The organism is Phyllobacterium brassicacearum (assembly GCF_003010955.1).
Taxonomy (GTDB): domain Bacteria; phylum Pseudomonadota; class Alphaproteobacteria; order Rhizobiales; family Rhizobiaceae; genus Phyllobacterium; species Phyllobacterium brassicacearum.
This window is the reverse complement of record NZ_PGGO01000008.1, coordinates 199,631-216,757: the sequence shown is the minus strand read 5'-3', so window position 1 is coordinate 216,757 and position 17,127 is coordinate 199,631. Positions and strand designations below refer to the sequence as shown.

The 17,127-nt window shown below is 57.5% G+C and carries 15 protein-coding genes; 11 read left to right on the top strand and 4 right to left on the bottom strand.

The features are described from left to right. Window positions 1-12 precede the first annotated feature (12 nt). From CU102_RS13150 to CU102_RS13140, 3 genes are all read left to right on the top strand, one after another. Window positions 13-846, top strand: a complete 834-nt coding sequence (locus tag CU102_RS13150) for an AraC family transcriptional regulator (protein ID WP_106711543.1) — start codon at window positions 13-15, stop codon at window positions 844-846. Window positions 847-967: 121 nt separating this feature from the next. Then, complete coding sequence (locus CU102_RS13145; protein WP_106711542.1) at window positions 968-1,687, top strand: 3-keto-5-aminohexanoate cleavage protein; 720 nt, start codon at window positions 968-970, stop codon at window positions 1,685-1,687. 29 nt (window positions 1,688-1,716) lie between these two features. After that, window positions 1,717-2,199, top strand: a complete 483-nt coding sequence (locus tag CU102_RS13140; protein WP_106711541.1) for a GNAT family N-acetyltransferase — start codon at window positions 1,717-1,719, stop codon at window positions 2,197-2,199. Between the two features lie 91 nt (window positions 2,200-2,290). On the opposite strand, the gene tig is transcribed toward CU102_RS13140, so the two are convergent. Next, the gene (gene tig / locus CU102_RS13135; RefSeq protein WP_106711540.1) at window positions 2,291-3,712 is read right to left on the bottom strand and encodes a trigger factor; all 1,422 of its coding nucleotides are present in this window, start codon (window positions 3,710-3,712) and stop codon (window positions 2,291-2,293) included. 593 nt (window positions 3,713-4,305) lie between these two features. Between tig and CU102_RS13130 the strand changes: the two genes are divergently transcribed. Continuing rightward, window positions 4,306-5,475, top strand: coding sequence for an efflux RND transporter periplasmic adaptor subunit (locus tag CU102_RS13130; RefSeq protein WP_106711539.1), 1,170 nt, complete (start codon window positions 4,306-4,308; stop codon window positions 5,473-5,475). Further along, a complete protein-coding gene (locus tag CU102_RS13125; protein WP_106711538.1) occupies window positions 5,472-8,642 on the top strand; it encodes an efflux RND transporter permease subunit in 3,171 nt (1,056 codons plus the stop codon). The genes CU102_RS13130 and CU102_RS13125 overlap by 4 nt, the downstream gene beginning before the upstream one ends. A 225-nt stretch (window positions 8,643-8,867) precedes the next feature. Here the strand turns inward: CU102_RS13125 and CU102_RS13120 are convergent, their stop codons facing one another. Continuing rightward, window positions 8,868-9,533: a TerC family protein gene (locus CU102_RS13120; RefSeq protein WP_106711537.1), complete on the bottom strand. Its 666-nt coding sequence runs from the start codon at window positions 9,531-9,533 to the stop codon at window positions 8,868-8,870. Window positions 9,534-9,880: 347 nt separating this feature from the next. On the opposite strand from CU102_RS13120, the gene CU102_RS13115 reads away from it, so the two are divergent. Next, window positions 9,881-10,861, top strand: coding sequence for an NADPH:quinone reductase (locus tag CU102_RS13115; protein WP_106711536.1), 981 nt, complete (start codon window positions 9,881-9,883; stop codon window positions 10,859-10,861). A gap of 15 nt (window positions 10,862-10,876) precedes the next feature. On the opposite strand, the gene CU102_RS13110 is transcribed toward CU102_RS13115, so the two are convergent. Next, the gene (locus CU102_RS13110) at window positions 10,877-11,950 is read right to left on the bottom strand and encodes an adenylate/guanylate cyclase domain-containing protein (RefSeq protein WP_106711535.1); all 1,074 of its coding nucleotides are present in this window, start codon (window positions 11,948-11,950) and stop codon (window positions 10,877-10,879) included. Between the two features lie 206 nt (window positions 11,951-12,156). Between CU102_RS13110 and CU102_RS13105 the strand changes: the two genes are divergently transcribed. Both CU102_RS13105 and CU102_RS13100 read left to right on the top strand, forming a co-directional pair. Continuing rightward, a complete protein-coding gene (locus CU102_RS13105) occupies window positions 12,157-12,588 on the top strand; it encodes an SRPBCC family protein (protein WP_106711534.1) in 432 nt (143 codons plus the stop codon). 80 nt (window positions 12,589-12,668) lie between these two features. Continuing rightward, entirely contained in the window at window positions 12,669-13,052 is a 384-nt protein-coding gene (locus CU102_RS13100) for a YciI family protein (protein ID WP_106711533.1), read from the top strand. 138 nt (window positions 13,053-13,190) lie between these two features. Here the strand turns inward: CU102_RS13100 and CU102_RS13095 are convergent, their stop codons facing one another. Next, window positions 13,191-13,376 (bottom strand): DUF3606 domain-containing protein, encoded by a 186-nt coding sequence (locus CU102_RS13095; protein ID WP_106711532.1) that lies wholly within the window; start codon window positions 13,374-13,376, stop codon window positions 13,191-13,193. A 196-nt stretch (window positions 13,377-13,572) separates the two neighbouring features. Between CU102_RS13095 and CU102_RS13090 the strand changes: the two genes are divergently transcribed. The 3 genes from CU102_RS13090 to CU102_RS13080 all read left to right on the top strand — a co-directional run bounded on the left by CU102_RS13090 (window position 13,573) and on the right by CU102_RS13080 (window position 17,117). Further along, the gene (locus CU102_RS13090) at window positions 13,573-14,160 is read left to right on the top strand and encodes an ANTAR domain-containing response regulator (protein ID WP_106711587.1); all 588 of its coding nucleotides are present in this window, start codon (window positions 13,573-13,575) and stop codon (window positions 14,158-14,160) included. Between the two features lie 11 nt (window positions 14,161-14,171). Next, entirely contained in the window at window positions 14,172-15,461 is a 1,290-nt protein-coding gene (locus CU102_RS13085) for a CmpA/NrtA family ABC transporter substrate-binding protein (RefSeq protein WP_106711531.1), read from the top strand. Window positions 15,462-15,818: 357 nt separating this feature from the next. Continuing rightward, the gene (locus CU102_RS13080) at window positions 15,819-17,117 is read left to right on the top strand and encodes a CmpA/NrtA family ABC transporter substrate-binding protein (RefSeq protein ID WP_106711530.1); all 1,299 of its coding nucleotides are present in this window, start codon (window positions 15,819-15,821) and stop codon (window positions 17,115-17,117) included. Window positions 17,118-17,127: the final 10 nt, after the last annotated feature.

Here is a 17,127-nt window from a genome sequence, read left to right as displayed (position 1 = left end):
ATGGAGGTTTGAATGAATCCAGTTGAGAAGGCGATCTGGTTTATCGAAGGGCATTTTGCCGAGGACATCACGTTGGACGATATCGCGGTTTCAGCGGGGCTGTCGCGCTTTTACATGTCGCGTGCATTCGCCGTGTTCACCGGTTGTCCGGTCAGCGGTTATTTGCGGGGCCGCCGCCTGACAGAAGCGGCGAAGGTCCTGAGCAGTGGCGCTCCCGATATACTCTGCGTTGCCCTAACGGCCGGATACAACTCCCATGAAGCATTCACCCGGGCCTTCCGCGAGCAGTTCGGCCTCACGCCCGAACAAGTCCGCGCACAGGGCCATGTCGAAAACATCTCATTGGTGGAGGCACTCAAAATGGACGAATCATTTGTTGTAGATCTTGAAACACCCCGAACCGTAGACGGCAAGCCGATGCTGATCGCGGGAATCGGTGCACGTTATAATTGCGCGACCAGCAAGGCGATCCCATCGCAATGGCAACGCTTTGGCCCGTACATCGGCAATATCTCCGGTCAAATCGGCGATGTCTGCTATGGTGTGTGCTGCAACAGCGATGATGAAAACAACTTCGACTACATTGCCGGCGTAGAGGTTACCGACTTTTCCGAACTTCCCGAAGAGTTCAGCCGGGTACGCATCCCGGCTCAGAAGTATTTGGTCTTTGCGCATCGGGATCATATCTCGACCATCCGCAGCACAGTGATGACTGTCTGGGGCAAGTACCTGCCGGAATCGGGGCATGAGGTCGCCGATGCGCCGAATTTCGAGCGCTACGGTCCGGAATTCGACCCACGGACCGGGAATGGCGGCCTGGAAGTCTGGATTCCCATCAAGTCTTGATCATCAACAGCAGGAGCGGCCACGCTTTGCCGCTCCGCCAAGTCAATTTCACCATGACATATCGCTGTCAGCGGCAAATCCGCTATGATCCCCTCGTCACAAGTTGATCGGAGTGCGAACCATGCTGCAAGCCTGCTTGAACGGCGGACGGACACGCGATTTCCACCCAATGGTGCCTTATACGGCTGCGGAGCTCGCCAGCGACGCCCGCAAGTCGATAGCAGCGGGCGCCAGCGAGTTGCACATCCACCCGCGCAGTGCCGACGGTTTAGAGAGCCTTGGGCCGGACGATGTTGCCAAGGCACTACTTGCGATCCGCAGCAATGTGCCAGGCACCCCCGTGGGACTTTCGACGCATTGGCGCATTCCACCGGGCGGCAGGGCGCGCCAGAAGCCGATCGAACAGTGGCAGGTGCTTCCCGACTATGTTTCCGTCAATCTGATCGAGGACGATGCTGCCGAAGTTATTTCGCTAGCCCTTGCGAGGGGAATTGGGGTTGAGGCGGGCATATGGTCAATCAGCGATGCAGAGCGTTTAGTGACGCTGCCCGACGCCAAGAAATGCCTTCGCGTCTTGATCGAGATCAACGAACAGGACATCGACGAAGGTTTCGCTGCTGCAATCGGCATCATATCCGTGCTGGAGCGCGGCAAGATCAAACTGCCCATATTGCTGCATGGCGACGAAAAGAGTGTCTGGCCGATGTTCAGGGAGGCCATGGCACGGGGCTATGACAGCCGCATCGGGCTGGAGGACGGCAATCTGCTGCCTTCCGGGAAGAAGGCGGCTGGTAACGCCGATATCGTACGCGCAGCAGTTTTGCTGGCACGAGCATACTAGGTCACAAGCAAACAACGAAGGACGACGAAATGATCTCATCCAGACCGATGCGTGACAGCGAGTATCCGGGCTACCTCGAGTATTTTCTTCCTGACTATGCCGCTGAAATATCGACCAATTATGGTCTTTCAAGCCTCGAAGCCCTGGTGCAGGCCAAGCGTGAAATCGCACATGACCTGCCATACGGTGTTGATACACCCGGCGAGGTCGTGCTCTGCGTTGTAAATCGTACGTCGGACACTGAGAGCGTTGTAGGGTATCTTTGGTACCGCCCGGATCTGGCGGCCCGCTCAGCATTCATCAAGGATTTCCATATCTTTGCCCAACACCAAGGAAAGGGCCTTGGCAAACAGGCACTGAATGCCTTGGAAGCCGAATTGTCACGTGCAGGTTTTGAGCAGATAAAGCTGCGTGTCGCCGAAGACAATAAGCGCGCCAAACATGTCTATGAGACGACTGGCTTTCGCGTCACTGGTGTCAATATGAGCAAGACGATAAAATCAGGATTGTAATCTCGACATTGAATGATCTTGCAGGAGGATCGCCCGATGTCAGAATAAAAAAGGCCGCTCGAAGCGGCCTTTTCCTTGATCAAACTGAAGCTTATGCTTCGTCGTCGGTCTTCTTCTTGGCGGCCTTCTTCGGCGCTGCCTTCTTGGCGGGCTTCTTCGCTTCAGACTTGGCGTCTGCCTCGTCGTCAGCCATCAGCTCTTCCTTGGTTACTTTCTTGTCGGTGACATTGATGTTCGCGAGCAGGTGATCAACAACCTTCTCCTCGAAGATCGGAGCGCGCAGATTGTTGACGGCTTCCGGCGTCTTGCGGAAGAATTCATAGATCTGCTGTTCCTGGCCCGGATAGCGGCGAACCTGATCGTAAACAGCGCGCTGCAGTTCTTCCTCGGTCACTTCGATACCGGCCTTGTTACCGATTTCCGAGAGAACGAGACCAAGGCGAACGCGGCGTTCAGCCAGCTTGCGATATTCCTCGCGGGCCTCTTCTTCCGTCGTATCTTCGTCTTCGAAGGTCTTGCCAGCTTCCTGCAGGTCGTTGCCGATCTGTGCCCAGATATTGTTGAACTCGGCATTGATCAGACGTTCCGGCGACTCGAACTTGTACTCGCCGTCAAGCGCGTCGAGAATCTGACGCTTTACCTTCTGGCGGGTGAATGTACCGTACTGGCTTTCGATTTGCTCGCGGATAACCTGGCGCAAACGGTCGGCGCTTTCGATGCCGAGCTTCTTGGCGGTCTCGTCGTTGATTTCGACTTCGCCGGGCTTGGCAACTTCCTTGACGGTGATGTCGAAGGCTGCGTCCTTGCCTGCAAGGTGAGCCGCGCCGTATTCGGCCGGAAATGTCACATTGATCTGCTTTTCATCACCGGCCTTCACGCCGATCAGCTGGTCTTCGAAGCCTGGAATGAACTGTCCCGAGCCTAGAACGAGTGTTGCGTCGCTATCGGCGCCGCCGTCGAAAGGAACACCGTCGACCTTGCCAAGGTAATCCATGGTAACGCGATCGCCGCTTTCGGCCTTGCCCTTCTTCGCTTCAAAGTTCTGGGCCGAGCTTGCAACGCGCTTGACCTGCTCTTCGACTTCCTCGTCGGTCACGTCGACGACTTCGCGGGTAATGCTGATCTTCAAGGTGTCCTTGATCTCTATGGCCGGCAGAACTTCGTAGTTCAGCGAGAATTCAAAATCGGCCTGACCGCTCAGAACCTTTTCCGCTTCCTTCTCGTCCTCGGTCATGACAACTTCCGGCTGTGTGGCCGACTTTTCGTTGCGATCAGCAAGGATGGAACGCGAAGAATCGCTCAGGATTTCGTTGACGACTTCAGCCATGAATGACTTGCCGTACATCTTGCGCAGGTGGCTCATGGGCACCTTGCCGGGGCGGAAGCCGTTGATGCGCGCCTTGGCGCTTGCGCCCTGGAGGCGTTCGGAAAGCTTTGCTTCCAGATCCTTGGCCGGAACGACGACCTTGATCTCGCGCTTTAGCCCTTCATTGAGCGTTTCAGTAACCTGCATGTCCAAACCTTCACTTTTTTAACATTTATCCCGCCGTTTCCGGCTTGGCTGCCAAATTGCGGGAGAAAAACTTCATGCCATCGTGGCTTCCGGTACGGATGAAGTGAGCATACCCTCTACCATCCATATTGATTTTATTGCTTTATTTCTAACTCAACTCTCAATTTGCGGCACAGATTGTATCACAAAATATGGCATAAAGTTGCGGAAGAAATTGCACCCTTACCGACTGGTCGCTCCCTTTACTTGCCTTGAGCGCAAAAATCAATGGGAGAGCCATCGAGGCCGGTGAAATAGCGATTCCTGGGCCGTTCTGCTCTCGCGATTGCGAGATGACAACGAATTGGAACTGTGCAAGGGTGGATAAGAAGGGTTTTGAGAGACAATATTTTTGACTGCATCTTTGTGTGGATGCGCAATGTGCGGGTCTTGTCAAAGCTCTCCACTGGCAACATATCGAGCTTTAGTTACTGACTGCGTTACCTGACTTGATCGTCCGCGGAATTGGCTCTCCAACTGTTCCAACCAGTTGACCGCCCCGACACTTTTTCTCGCGTGGCATATCAAGCGTCTGACTGTCATGGAGGCCTGCCTTGTCACGAACACTCCTTTCAACCGCTCGGCTCGGCGTGATCGCTGCGCTCCTTTCGGCAACCGCAGCACTGGCACAGGAGGCCGCAGCTCCTCCTCCGCCGCCGCCTGTATCGGTGGCAAAACCGGTCGTGCGCGACGTCGTCGATGCCGATGAGTTCATCGGGCGCTTTGAAGCTGTCAATCAAGTGGCAGTCCGTTCCCGTATCGATGGTTATCTCGATCAGGTGCATTTCAAGGACGGCGCCCTGGTGAAAAAGGGCGACGCGCTGTTCACAATCGACCAGCGGCCCTACGTGACTGCACTTGCGCAGGCAGAATCTGCCTTGGACGTTGCCAAGACGACATTGAATTACGCCGAGGCCCAATTCAAGCGGACGGAATCGCTCACAGGAAGCGGCACATTGTCCGTTTCGACACTCGACGACCAGCGCCGCGCCTTCCTGGCTGGTCAGGCAAATGTCACCGGGGCTCAGGCCTCCGTTGACGGTGCCAAACTCAATCTGATGTACACGCAAATCACCGCCCCGCAGGACGGCCGTATTGACCGTCGGCTCATCTCAGTCGGCAATCTGGTCAATGCAAACGACACGATCCTGACCACCATCGTCCAGCTCGACCCGATCGACTTTTACTTCGATGTGGACGAGCGCAATCTGCTTAACTATGCGCGCACGGCCCGTGAAAACGGCCAAATCCTGCAGGAAGGCGGTGGAGGGCTTGAAGTTACGGTTAAGCTGACCGATTCTAACGAACCACCGGTCAAGGGCAAACTCGACTTCGCGGAGAACCGTCTTGACGCGGCGACCGGCACAATGCGCGTGCGGGCCCGTTTCGACAATCCCAATCTCGTCCTGCAACCGGGTCTATTCGGCCGCGTCGAAGTGGCCGCCTCTAACAAGTACAAGGGCATCCTGATACCTGACGATGCGATCGGCTCTGATCAAAACGAACGGGTCGTGTTTGTCGTCAGCGAGGACGGAACCGTAACGCCGAAGCCGGTGAGACTGGGGCCGACACTCTACGGCTATCGCGTCATCCGCGAGGGCATGACTGGCGATGAAACCATTGTTGTCAACGGACTGATGCGGATTCGTCCCGGTGCGAAGGTCAAGCCGGAACTCGTCGTGCTTCCCCAGGAAGGCCCGTCTGTCGCGGGAGCCAGCCAATGAGGTTCGCGCATTTCTTCGTTGACCGGCCCATCTTCGCATCTGTTCTTTCCATCGTCCTGCTCATTGTGGGCGGCATCGCTTATACGCAGCTTCCGGTTGCTCAATATCCAGAAATCGCTCCACCGACAATTGTGGTGCGCACCTCCTATCCCGGTGCGGACGCCGAAACCATTGCCAATGTGGTGGCAACTCCCATTGAGCAGGAAATCAACGGCGTCGAGGACATGCTGTATATGTCCTCCTATTCGACCGCCGACGGGTCGATGGCGCTCACGATTACATTCAAGCTCGGCACGGACCTCGACAAGGCCCAGGTCCTTGTGCAGAACCGCGTCTCGATCGCCGAGCCTCGCCTGCCCGAAGAGGTGCGCCGGCTCGGTATAACGACGACGAAGAGCTCACCGGACCTGATGATGGTGGTGCACCTCCTGTCGCCGGACAATCGCTACGATCAGCTCTACGTCTCCAACTACGCCCGGTCGCGTATCCGCGACGTCCTGTTGCGGCTCGACGGCGTGGGCGATCTCACTATCTTTGGCGAGCGCGAATTCTCCCTGCGCATCTGGCTGGACCCCCAAAAGCTTGCGGCTTACGGCATGACGGCGAGCGATGTCGTCCAGTCCTTGCAGGAGCAGAACGTGCAGGTTTCCGGCGGTTCGATTGGCGGACCACCCGCCTCTGGAACAAATGCCTTCCAGTACACCGTAACAACTCAGGGCCGCTTCAGCGATGCGAGACAATTCCGCTATGTCATTGTCAAGGCTACGGAAAGCGGACGGCTTGTCCAATTGCAGGATGTCGCGCGTGTCGAACTTGGTGCGAAAGACTACGTAACCAACAGTTATCTCGACGGCAGTCCTGCGGTCGCTCTCGGTATTTTCAACCGTCCGGGCACAAATGCCTTGGCCACCGCCGACGTCATCAAGGCGACGATGGAGGACCTGGCCAAGGATTTCCCGGCCGGACTGACCTACGACATCGTCTACAACCCGACAGAATTCATCTCGGAATCGATCAACGAGGTCTACAAGACCATTTTCGAAGCCGTCATCCTGGTCGCGTTGGTCGTGCTAGTCTTCCTGCAATCGTGGCGGACGGCCATCATCCCGATCGTCGCGATTCCCGTATCTCTCATCGGCACGTTGGCATTCCTGCTGGCTTTCGGGTTCTCGCTGAACATGTTGACGCTGTTCGGTCTGGTGCTCGCCATTGGTATCGTCGTCGACGACGCGATTGTCGTGGTCGAGAATGTCGAGCGAAATCTGGCGCGCGGCATGACGCCCAAGGAAGCGTCGCATGTAACCATGGACGAGGTCGGAACGGCGGTCATCGCCATTTCGCTGGTGCTCATTGCAGTCTTTGTGCCGACAGCATTCATTCCAGGCATTACAGGCCAGTTCTATCTGCAGTTCGCCGTGACAATTGCCGTCGCAACAGCGATCTCCGCGCTCAATTCATTGACGCTTTCACCGGCGCTGGCGGCGATCGTCCTGCGTCCACACGAGGACCATGCGGAACCCCGAAATCCCCTGACCCGTTTTGGACGAACACTTGCAAACGGCTTCAACACCGGATTCGACAAGATGGCTCATGGATATTCCCGGGTTATCCGTGGCCTTGTTGGCTCAACAACCGCCTTGATAGCCAGCCTTCTCGTGTTTGTGGCTCTCCTCGGAGCAACCTGGTATATGGCGACGTCCGTGCCGCGTGGCTTCATCCCCACGATGGACCAAGGCTATGCCATCGTCGTGGTTCAGTTGCCCGACGGTGCATCTCTCGAGCGCACTGACGCCGTGATCAAGCACGCATCCGAAATCGTCAGGAAGGTCCCTGGTGTCAGCAACGCCGTCGCCTTCGCCGGCTTCAGCGGCGCCACCTTCACCAACGCCTCGAATTCCGGTGTTGTCTTTGCGCCGTTTGAACCATTCGAGGAGAGGCTCAAACATGGCCAGAGCGCGGATGCGATCATTGGCCAGCTGTTTGGCAGCCTGCAGAGCATACAGGAAGCCTTCATCATCGCCGTGCCACCGCCTTCCATCCGCGGCGTCGGCAATTCGGGCGGCTTCAAGATGCAGTTGCTTGACCGCGACAGTTCCGACATGCGCCGGGTTCTCGCCCTCGCCTATCAGATGATGGGCGAAGCAAACCAGACACCGGGCCTGACGGGCGTCTTCACGACATTCTCGGCGTCCAGCCCGCAGTACTTCCTTGAAATCGACCGCGACAAGGCGCGGGCGCTGAACGTACCGATACCCAACATTTTTGAGACATTGTCGATCAACCTTGGCACATCTTATGTCAACGATTTCAATGCCTTCGGGCGCGTTTATCAAGTGCGGGCGCAAGCCGATCAGCAATACCGCATGGAACGTGCCGACATTCTCGATCTGAAGGTACGCTCGTCAACGGGCGCACTCGTGCCGCTCGGTACGCTGGTCGATATCAGGGATACGACTGGCCCCTCGCTGGTGCAACGTTACAATATGTACGTTTCGGTACCGCTGCAGGGCAATCCGGCTCCAGGCGTTTCCACGGGCGATGCGCTCGACAAGATGGAAGCATTGGCAGCGAAAACACTGCCGGCTGGTACGACCTTCAACTGGACAGAGCTGGCCTTCCAGGAACGCAGCACTGGCAACACGGCCATCTTCATTTTTGGATTGTCGGTGATCTTCGTCTTCCTTGCCCTGTCGGCGCAGTATGAAAGCTGGATCCTGCCGCTGGCGATCATCCTGATCGTTCCTCTGGCCGTACTGGCGGCACTCATAGGCGTCAGCCTTAGGGGCATGGACAACAATATCCTGACGCAGATCGGACTAGTCGTCCTCATCGGTCTTGCCGCGAAGAACGCGATTCTGATCGTCGAATTCGCGCGCCAGCACGAGGAGGAAGGCGCAACGCCGGTAGAGGCCGCCATCGAAGCCAGCCGCCTGCGCCTGCGTCCGATCCTGATGACGGCCTTTGCCTTCATCTTCGGTGTCGTGCCGCTGATGATCGCCACGGGTCCCGGTGCAGAAATGCGCCAGTCACTCGGCACGGCGGTGTTCTCCGGGATGCTCGGCGTCACCTTCTTCGGCCTGTTCCTGACGCCGGTGTTCTATGTCGCGTTGAGGGCATTTCGCAGGAAGAGGAAACCGGCGGTAGAGGCACCGTCAGCAGCACATTGAAGTTGAGTCGTGATCGCGTTTCGTTTGTTTGTGGCTATGCTGGTGGCTAACAGATGCAGCAGACAACAATCAAACTGGGTGTGCTCGCGCGTATCCTACACTCGCCGCCGTCCGGTGCAGTGGGGTGATGGCCCGCAAGTGGCCATTACCCCGGCATCGCGGATACCGTCGAGACTTCTCTCGGCGGCCCGCGTTGCATCAGGCCAGGTCACACCACCCCGCAGATCATTGAAGGGGATGGGTGCTCGCATACGCAACGAGTTCGGCAGAACCGCGGTAAATCATTTCCAGCGCAACATATAGAATGATCGCAAGGCCAACATAAGCGATCCAGCGGTGGCGCTGGAGCAAGCGGGCGATAAAGCTTGCAGCCAGGCCCATAAGCGCGATCGACAGGACCAGTCCAAACACCAAAACCGCCAGATGATCGCGTGCGGCACCCGCCACTGCCAGAACATTGTCGAGGGACATCGATACATCGGCGACGATGATCTGCCACGTCGCCTGTGCCAGGGTTTTGCGCGGCGCGGCTCCGGCAGTTGTTCCGTCACCATTGGGCACCGCGTCTTCCAGCACCTCGCTGGCCTCCACCTCGTCGGCGTGGCTGGTGCGCAATTCGCGCCACATTTTCCAACAGACCCACAGGAGGAGAATACCGCCGGCAAGCAGGAGGCCGATGATCTGCAGAATGACGCTCGTCGCGGCGGCAAAGATAATGCGAAGCACCGTCGCAGCGATAATGCCTATGAGAATGGCTTTGTTTCGTTGCTCGCGCGGCAGACCGGCAGCCGCCAGACCGATGACGATCGCGTTGTCGCCCGCAAGGACCAGATCCATCATGATGACCTGGAGAAGGGCTGAGAGTGCTTCGGCAGTAAAGAGTTCGCTCATGTCGTACCCGATTTTCCATGGCAGGATGCCAGGGTCCGCGAAACAGCCGAATTCACAAGTGCTTCCGCGATCGGCCCTTTCGAGCCGAAGGCAGATTGGATCGTGAGGAAATTACGGTTGATTGAATTCCACGAGCGCCAGGCCATCCAGTTGAACATTTCAGTCCGACATCACAGCTCACAAGAGCTGCCAGAGGGGCCCGGCCTGATGCGCCATTTGTAAGCGAAAGACGCCCCAAACTCAAGGAACAACTTGACCAGATGGTGCGGTATGGAGAGCATCGAAAGGGTGGTGTACCTGGCATTAATCTGTCAGTTTGTGCCTAAATTCAGGACCAGGGAGGAAAGATGAAAGCCGCTTGGTACGAGAGGAATGGTACTGCACGGGATGTGCTGATCATCGGCGAGTTGCCCAAACCGCGGCCCGGACCCGGTGAAGTGTTGGTGCGGGTACATGTCTCGGGTATCAATCCTTCGGACGTGAAAGGACGGCGCGGGCGGCCGCTGCCCGGCCCAAGGGTGGTGCCACACAGCGACGGCGCCGGCATCGTCGAGGAGGTCGGCCAAGGAGTGCCGGAAAACCGCATCGGCGAGCGCGTCTGGCTCTGGAACGGACAGTGGAAACGCGCCTTCGGCACAGCTGCCGAATATATCGCGTTACCCGCCCAACAGGCTGTCAGGCTTCCAGAATCGGTGGATTTTGCCGTCGGAGCCTGCCTTGGCATTCCCGGCCTGACGGCGATGCACGCGATCGATTTGCTTGATCTCACAAAGGGCAAGACGGTGCTTGTAACCGGCGCCGCCTCCGCTGTCGGCAATTACGCCACGCAAATCGCTACAGCGCGCGGCGCTCGGGTGATCGGTACAGCGTCAGCTGAAAAGGCCGGCCATGCGCGAAGCGCCGGTGCGGCCGAAATCGTCGACTACAAGAACGAAGATTTGGCTGCCCGTGTCCTGGAAATGACCAATGGGAATGGCGCCGACGCCGTGGTCGATATGGATTTTTCGACCACGGCGCGCCTGCTTTCCGCCGGCATCCTGGCTCCACACGGCAAATACGTCTGCTACGGCTCGAACGTGCCCGGTGAGAATGCCGTCCCATTTGGTGATCTGCTGTTCAGAAGCCTCACCTTGCAATTCTTTCTCGTCTACGAATTGCGTGCGGACCAACGCGCGGCAGCACTCGCCGATCTGGCTACGATGCTCGAATCCGGTGGGCTTACCCATTCGATCGGTGCGCGTTTCCCGCTCGGTGAGATCGCTGCAGCCCACGAGACCGTTGAGGCCGGACACCTCGTCGGCAATGTCGTTCTTGACTTGATCGACTGACCGTTAACAGGCGGTTCACGACTGCAGCGCAAACACCTCGCACGGCAAAGCGATGCCGCGCAGCTTGTGCTCGCCGAGCGAGATCAGTGGCTGCGTCGTTTCGGCCGCGAAGGCGCCGGAGAGCAATACGGAGCGGCCAAGCGGCCGGCACAGACCCTCCAACCGGCTCACCAGGTTCACCGCGCGGCCGATAGCAGTAAAATCCAGCCGATCGGCAGTGCCGATGTTGCCCCACAGCATCTCGCCGACATGCAACGCCGTGCCAAACGCCAGAGGCGGCACGCCCTGCGCAGCGCGGGTGTGATGGAGGTGGTCCATCCCGGCGTGTGCGGCAGCGACTGCCCGCAGCGCCGAGTCGCACGCGGCGGCGGCACCACGGTCTCCAATAGGGAAGATCGCCAGCACGCCGTCGCCAATGAATTTTAGTACTTCGCCACCGAAGGCATGAACGGCACCGGCGATGCGGTCGAACCAGGCGTCAAGCGCGACGATTACCTCCTTCGGCGCGGTCGACTCCGACAACTCAGTGAAGCCGCGGAGGTCGGCAAAAAGCAGGGCGGCCCGTATGGTCTCACCGGTTTCGCGCCGCAACCGGCCGGCGAGCACCTGCGCCGCGCTGCGCCGGCCGAGATAGGTCGTCAGCAACGCAGACAGGGTCGAACGCGCGCCCAACAAGGCAAGCGGGGCTGCAGCAAAGCGTGCAACTTCACGCAATAGCTCCAATTCGGACGCGCTGAACGGCCGGCTCGCGGCCCAGCCAAGCACGGCACCATCAGATGCGCGGCCGACAAATTGTTCCTGCACGACACCGGTGCCGAGGCCTGCGAGCCAGTTGAGAGCAACATGGGCTTGCGCGGGATCGGCGGACCCTGCCAAGCCCAGAGCTTCTATCACTCTTCCCGTATCGGCGCGCCATAGCCATGTGCGCCGCTCGATAACGGGGTGCGGCGCCGCTTGGGTAAGCGCGCCGCCGACCAACGGCACGCCATCGGCAACGAGCCCTGCAGCAAGCGCCGTCAGGAAGGCGTCGCCGTCCGCCACGTCGATCGCGTTATCGACCAGGAAAGAAAGAGCGGACGGCAGTCGCATGTCCGCTATTATGCAGCTATGTGATCTATGCGCAAAGTCAAAATGTCCTGTTTCTACGAAGTAGCGTCCGTGTTGATCGGATCGCTTTTTCACGTCCCGCAGCCAAAGCGTTCGCGATAGTCACCAGCTTGCGTGAAATCTCGATTGGCTTACATTGCCTCCATGCTGAAAATGACATTGCGTCCTTAGTTGGGAGGAGATCGCCGATGACCGAGACGCTTCGCAGTGAGATCGAGATCGCAGCCCCGCAGGCAACGGTCTTCGCCTTCCTCACGGATCCTGACAAGATTCTGCGCTGGATGGGTACGAACGCGCAGATTGAACCATATCCTGGCGGTATCTATCTTCTCAGCATGAACGATACGCACACTGCCCGCGGCCAATTCACGGAAGTCATACCGGTGCACCGTCTGGCTTACAGCTTCGGCTGGGAAGGACACGAGAATGTACCCCCAGGGTCGACCTTGATCGAGATCGATCTTATCGAGAAAGATGGGGGCACGCTGGTACGCCTCACCCATGGTGGACTGCCGGACGAAAAGGAACGCGCCAACCACGAAACGGGCTGGAATCACTATTTGCGCAGGCTGGCGGTAGCCGCGGCCGGTGGCGACCCGGGACCTGACAATGGGCCCTGAGACAATCGCGATAGCGTGCATTACGCGGAATATCGCAGGAAGTCCGATTAGCGAACGTCATTGATCCACCAGGAGGACCCATGTTTTACGCCATTTTGGCCTATCACGAGGAGGAAGTGGTCGAATCATGGACCAAAGAAGAAGATTCGGCACTGATGGTCGAACTGCTCCAAGTCAATGATCGCCTCGTCCGGGAAAATTGCTTGGGTCCGGCCGCACGGCTTGGTCCAACGCGTCGCGCCGTGACCCTACGCGGGAAGGATGCGGGCATGGTCATCGACGGCCCCTTTGCCGAGACCAAGGAGCAGCTGCTCGGCTTCTACGTTGTGGATTGCCCAACGCTTGAGGCAGCGGTCGCGACCGCGCGCGACCTGCGTCGCGCCAATCCGACCGCAGTATATGAGATCCGGCCAATTTTGCTCTATCGCCCGGGTGCACCGCTGACAGCCCAAGAGGAGAGCTGAGGCTCCGGCACTTGCGTTTGGGCGTTCTGACTTATCCGAAGATTTCTTGCCGTGCCCGGGCATCCGGCCAGACGACCGCCATGGGATTGGGAGCCGCGTTTCGCGGCTCTCACAATCATCGAATCCTATTGCAGATTTTCAGATATCAACCGCTGCCAACTCGCTTTCGATTTTCTTGCGGTTGCCACCGTGCTTGGCGATGAGATCGAGTGCCTGGTTTCTGCTCAAGTCATATTTGGTCATGAGATAGTTGACCTCATAGTCCTCACCAGCCGAGACTTTCGAGCGATCCCGATTATCCCTTTTCGATTTGTCGTCTGCCATTTTAGCGTACCTCCATTTGCTAGATGATCGCAAACTCTGCAGATTGTTTTTCGTTCCATGCTGGAGTGGAGAACTCGCCACCTCGTTACCGAATCGTCGGTTTGAATCCGACCGGCCGGGCGCGTGACCTCGACAATTGCTTGAGTGTGGCTGAATGTAGCATTGCACAATATTCATGCATGCGCAAAAATCAGGCATGAAGACTGCCCTATCCATCATGATCTTTGACGAAAACCGTATCCGGGCCTCGATTATCGAGGAGGGACTACGGGAAGCCGGGCATGATCGGGTAGTGGTCATCCACGACATTGTCGGGCTCGCACGGCAGATCGAGGTCATCGGCCCGGACGTTATCGTGATCGATATTGAAACGCCCAACCGCGACATGCTGGAGCATCTTTTTCAGCTGACGCGCTCTGTACGCAAACCGATCGCCATGTTTGTCGATCGCTCGGATAGTTCCTCAATCGAAGCTGCTGTGGAAGCAGGCGTTTCGGCCTATGTGGTCGATGGCCTGAAGAAGGAGCGCGTAAAGCCCATTCTTGATATGGCCGTGAGCCGTTTCAAGGCCTTCAGCCGGTTGCAGCAAGAACTGGCCGACGCCAAGAGCGCCCTTGAGGAGCGGAAAATCATTGAACGCGCCAAGGGCATCCTGATGAAATCCCGCAAACTGTCGGAAGATGACGCCTATGCGCTTCTGCGGCAGACGGCGATGAACGAGAAAAAGAAACTTGCCGATATTGCGCAAAGCGTCGTCATGGCTGCGGCAATTTTGGAAGGTTAGAAGGGGCTGCAATGAGTTTTATTCGCACCGGCATTGATAAAAGCCAAGGCAGCGGGGTTGCTGCGCCGGCGACCATTCGGAGCGAAGGCACGCGTCTCGTTCGTGCAGGATTTATTCCGCTGGTCGATGCTTCCGTGCTGATTGCCGCATCGGAATTTGGTTTCGCCGCACGGGAAGGCGTACAGCTTGACCTGGTCAAGGATGTCTCCTGGGCCAATATCCGCGACCGGCTGGCGTTCCGCCAGTTCGACATTGCGCATATGCTTGCGCCCATGCCTGTTGCCTCGGCGCTTGGGCTCGGCTCCAATCCCTCCCCGGTCATCGCGCCGTTCTCGCTTGGCCGCGGCGGCAATGCGATCACGCTTTCGGTGCAGCTTTATCGCCGCTGCCAAGCAAAAGCAGATCTTGGCGGACGGGAAAATGCCTTGACCAATGCCAAGGCGCTCAAGCTGGTAATCGAGGAAATGCGCAGCAATGGCGAGGCGTTGCCGGTGCTGGGCATGACCTACCCATTTTCGTCGCATAATTACGAACTGCGTTATTGGCTCGCGGCCGGAGGTATTCACCCGGACCACGATGTGAAACTCGTCGTTGTGCCGCCGCCGATGACTTCCGATGCGCTGTCTGCAGGAGCGATTGATGGATTTTGCGTCGGTGCACCATGGAATATGGTGGCGGTCGCGCGCGGCGTTGGCCGGATCGTTGCGGTCAAGGAAGATATCTGGCCATCCAGTCCGGAGAAGGTGATCGGCACGAGACCGGAATGGGCGGAACAAAATCCGGAAACCCTTTCACGACTCATCGTTGCGCTTGATCACGCGGCGGCTTGGTGCGATATCCCCGATAACAGGCGTGAACTAGCGCAGGTATTGGCCGAGCAGCGCTATCTCGATGCCTCAGCGGAGATTGTTCATCGGGTTCTGCTCGGTGAATTCACAATCGATCCCGATGGAACAGAGCGCACGGTGCCGGAGTATTTTTCCTTCCATCGTGACGCCGCCAATTTTCCCTGGACCAGTCAGGCACAATGGATATTCAGTCAGATGGTCCGCTGGGGACAAGTGGCATATGCTCCAGAAACGAGCCGCCAAGTCCTTACGGCATTTCGACCGGATCTGTACCGCAACGCCTTGGGATCGCGATCCGATGTCCCCGTTGACGATTTGCGTGTCGAGGGTGGTGCGATGGATGACGGCTTCATCGATGGAGAGGTGTTCAATCCTCAGGACATTCCAGCCTATCTTGCAGGCTTCGATATCCAGACATCGCAGCCGAAATCGCCGGAGCAGACTGAAATATAAAGCAGCCCAAATTTTGTGCCATGCACAATAATTTGGCATGAATTTAGTGCAGTTGCACAAATCCCTCGCTTCGTTGTCCAAGGCAGCCGTCAGTCCAATAGCTGCGATTTATCCAAATAAGAAATATATAACAATGGGTTACAATTTTATCGAAAAACTGGCACGCCGCTTGCATTAATAATTTCGTTCCGTCAATGACGACAGGAACCGCAGGCACCGGCATCGGGTGCTTTCAAAGACACAGACGTCGCTCGGGTGAGTTCATTCTGCAGGTATGGCCTGGGATGCACTCCATCCAGCGGCGTTTTTTTATGGCTCAATCGGCTGGAAAGGCCGACGCGTTTCAGGGGAAATACGATGAAAGACATTCTGTCGACTGGCATGCACAGACGAAAGCTTCTGAAAGCAGGCGGAACGCTGGCATTGCTTGCTGCCGCCAAATCTGCCTTTCCTGGTGGCGCTTTTGCGGCAACTGCCGCTCCCGAGACCACAAAGGCAACCCTCGGCTTTATTGCGCTTACCGATTCCGCACCATTGATCGTCGCCAAGGAAAAAGGTCTGTTTGCAAAATACGGCATGCCGGACGTCGAGGTGGTCAAGCAGGCCTCATGGGGCACCACACGCGACAATCTCGTGTTGGGTTCGGCCGGCAACGGTATCGACGGCGCACATATTCTCACTCCGATGCCGTACCTCATCAGTACCGGCAAGGTGACCCAGAACAATCAGCCTTTGCCGATGGTCATTCTCGCGCGCCTCAATCTCGACGCGCAGGGGATCTCCGTCGGTGCCGCCTATGCGGATCTGAAAGTCGGCGCCAATTCTGGTGTACTGAAAGAGGCTTTTGCCAAGAAGAAGGCCGAGGGCAACGCAGGCAAGGCTGCAATGACATTCCCGGGTGGTACACATGATCTGTGGATTCGTTACTGGCTCGCAGCCGGCGGCATCGACCCCGACAAGGATGTCGAAACCATCGTAGTTCCGCCGCCGCAGATGGTTGCCAATATGAAAGTCGGCACCATGGACTGTTTCTGTGTTGGCGAGCCGTGGAATGCGCAGCTCGTCAACCAAGGCATCGGTTACACAGCAGTCAATACGGCAGAAATCTGGTCCAGGCATCCGGAAAAATCCTTTGCCATGCGCGCCGATTGGGTCGAGAAAAATCCCATTGCGACCAAGGCACTATTGATGGCGGTCCTGGAAGCCCAGCAGTGGGCTGACGACATGGCGAACAAGGACGAACTGGCGGCAATCGTCGGCAAGCGCGCCTGGTTCAATGTTCCCGCCACCGATATCGCTGGACGGTTGAAGGGCGAGTATGACTATGGCTCCGGGCGTGTCGAGCCAGCCAGCCCGCACTTGATGAAATTCTGGCGCGATCACGCTTCCTATCCGTTCCAGAGCCATGAAAAATGGTTCCTGACCGAGAATATCCGCTGGGGCAAATTTGCGCCGGATACGGACGTCAACGCGCTGGTTGCCAAAGTCAACCGGGAGGATCTCTGGCGCGAGGCGGCATCGGCCCTTGGCGTTGCTGCAACGGATATCCCGGCTTCGAAATCGCGAGGTCCTGAAACCTTTTTCGATGGCAAGGTCTTCGATCCGGACGACCCGCAGACCTATCTCGCCAGCCTCGACATCAAACGTTTTGCGTGAAGGAACCGGT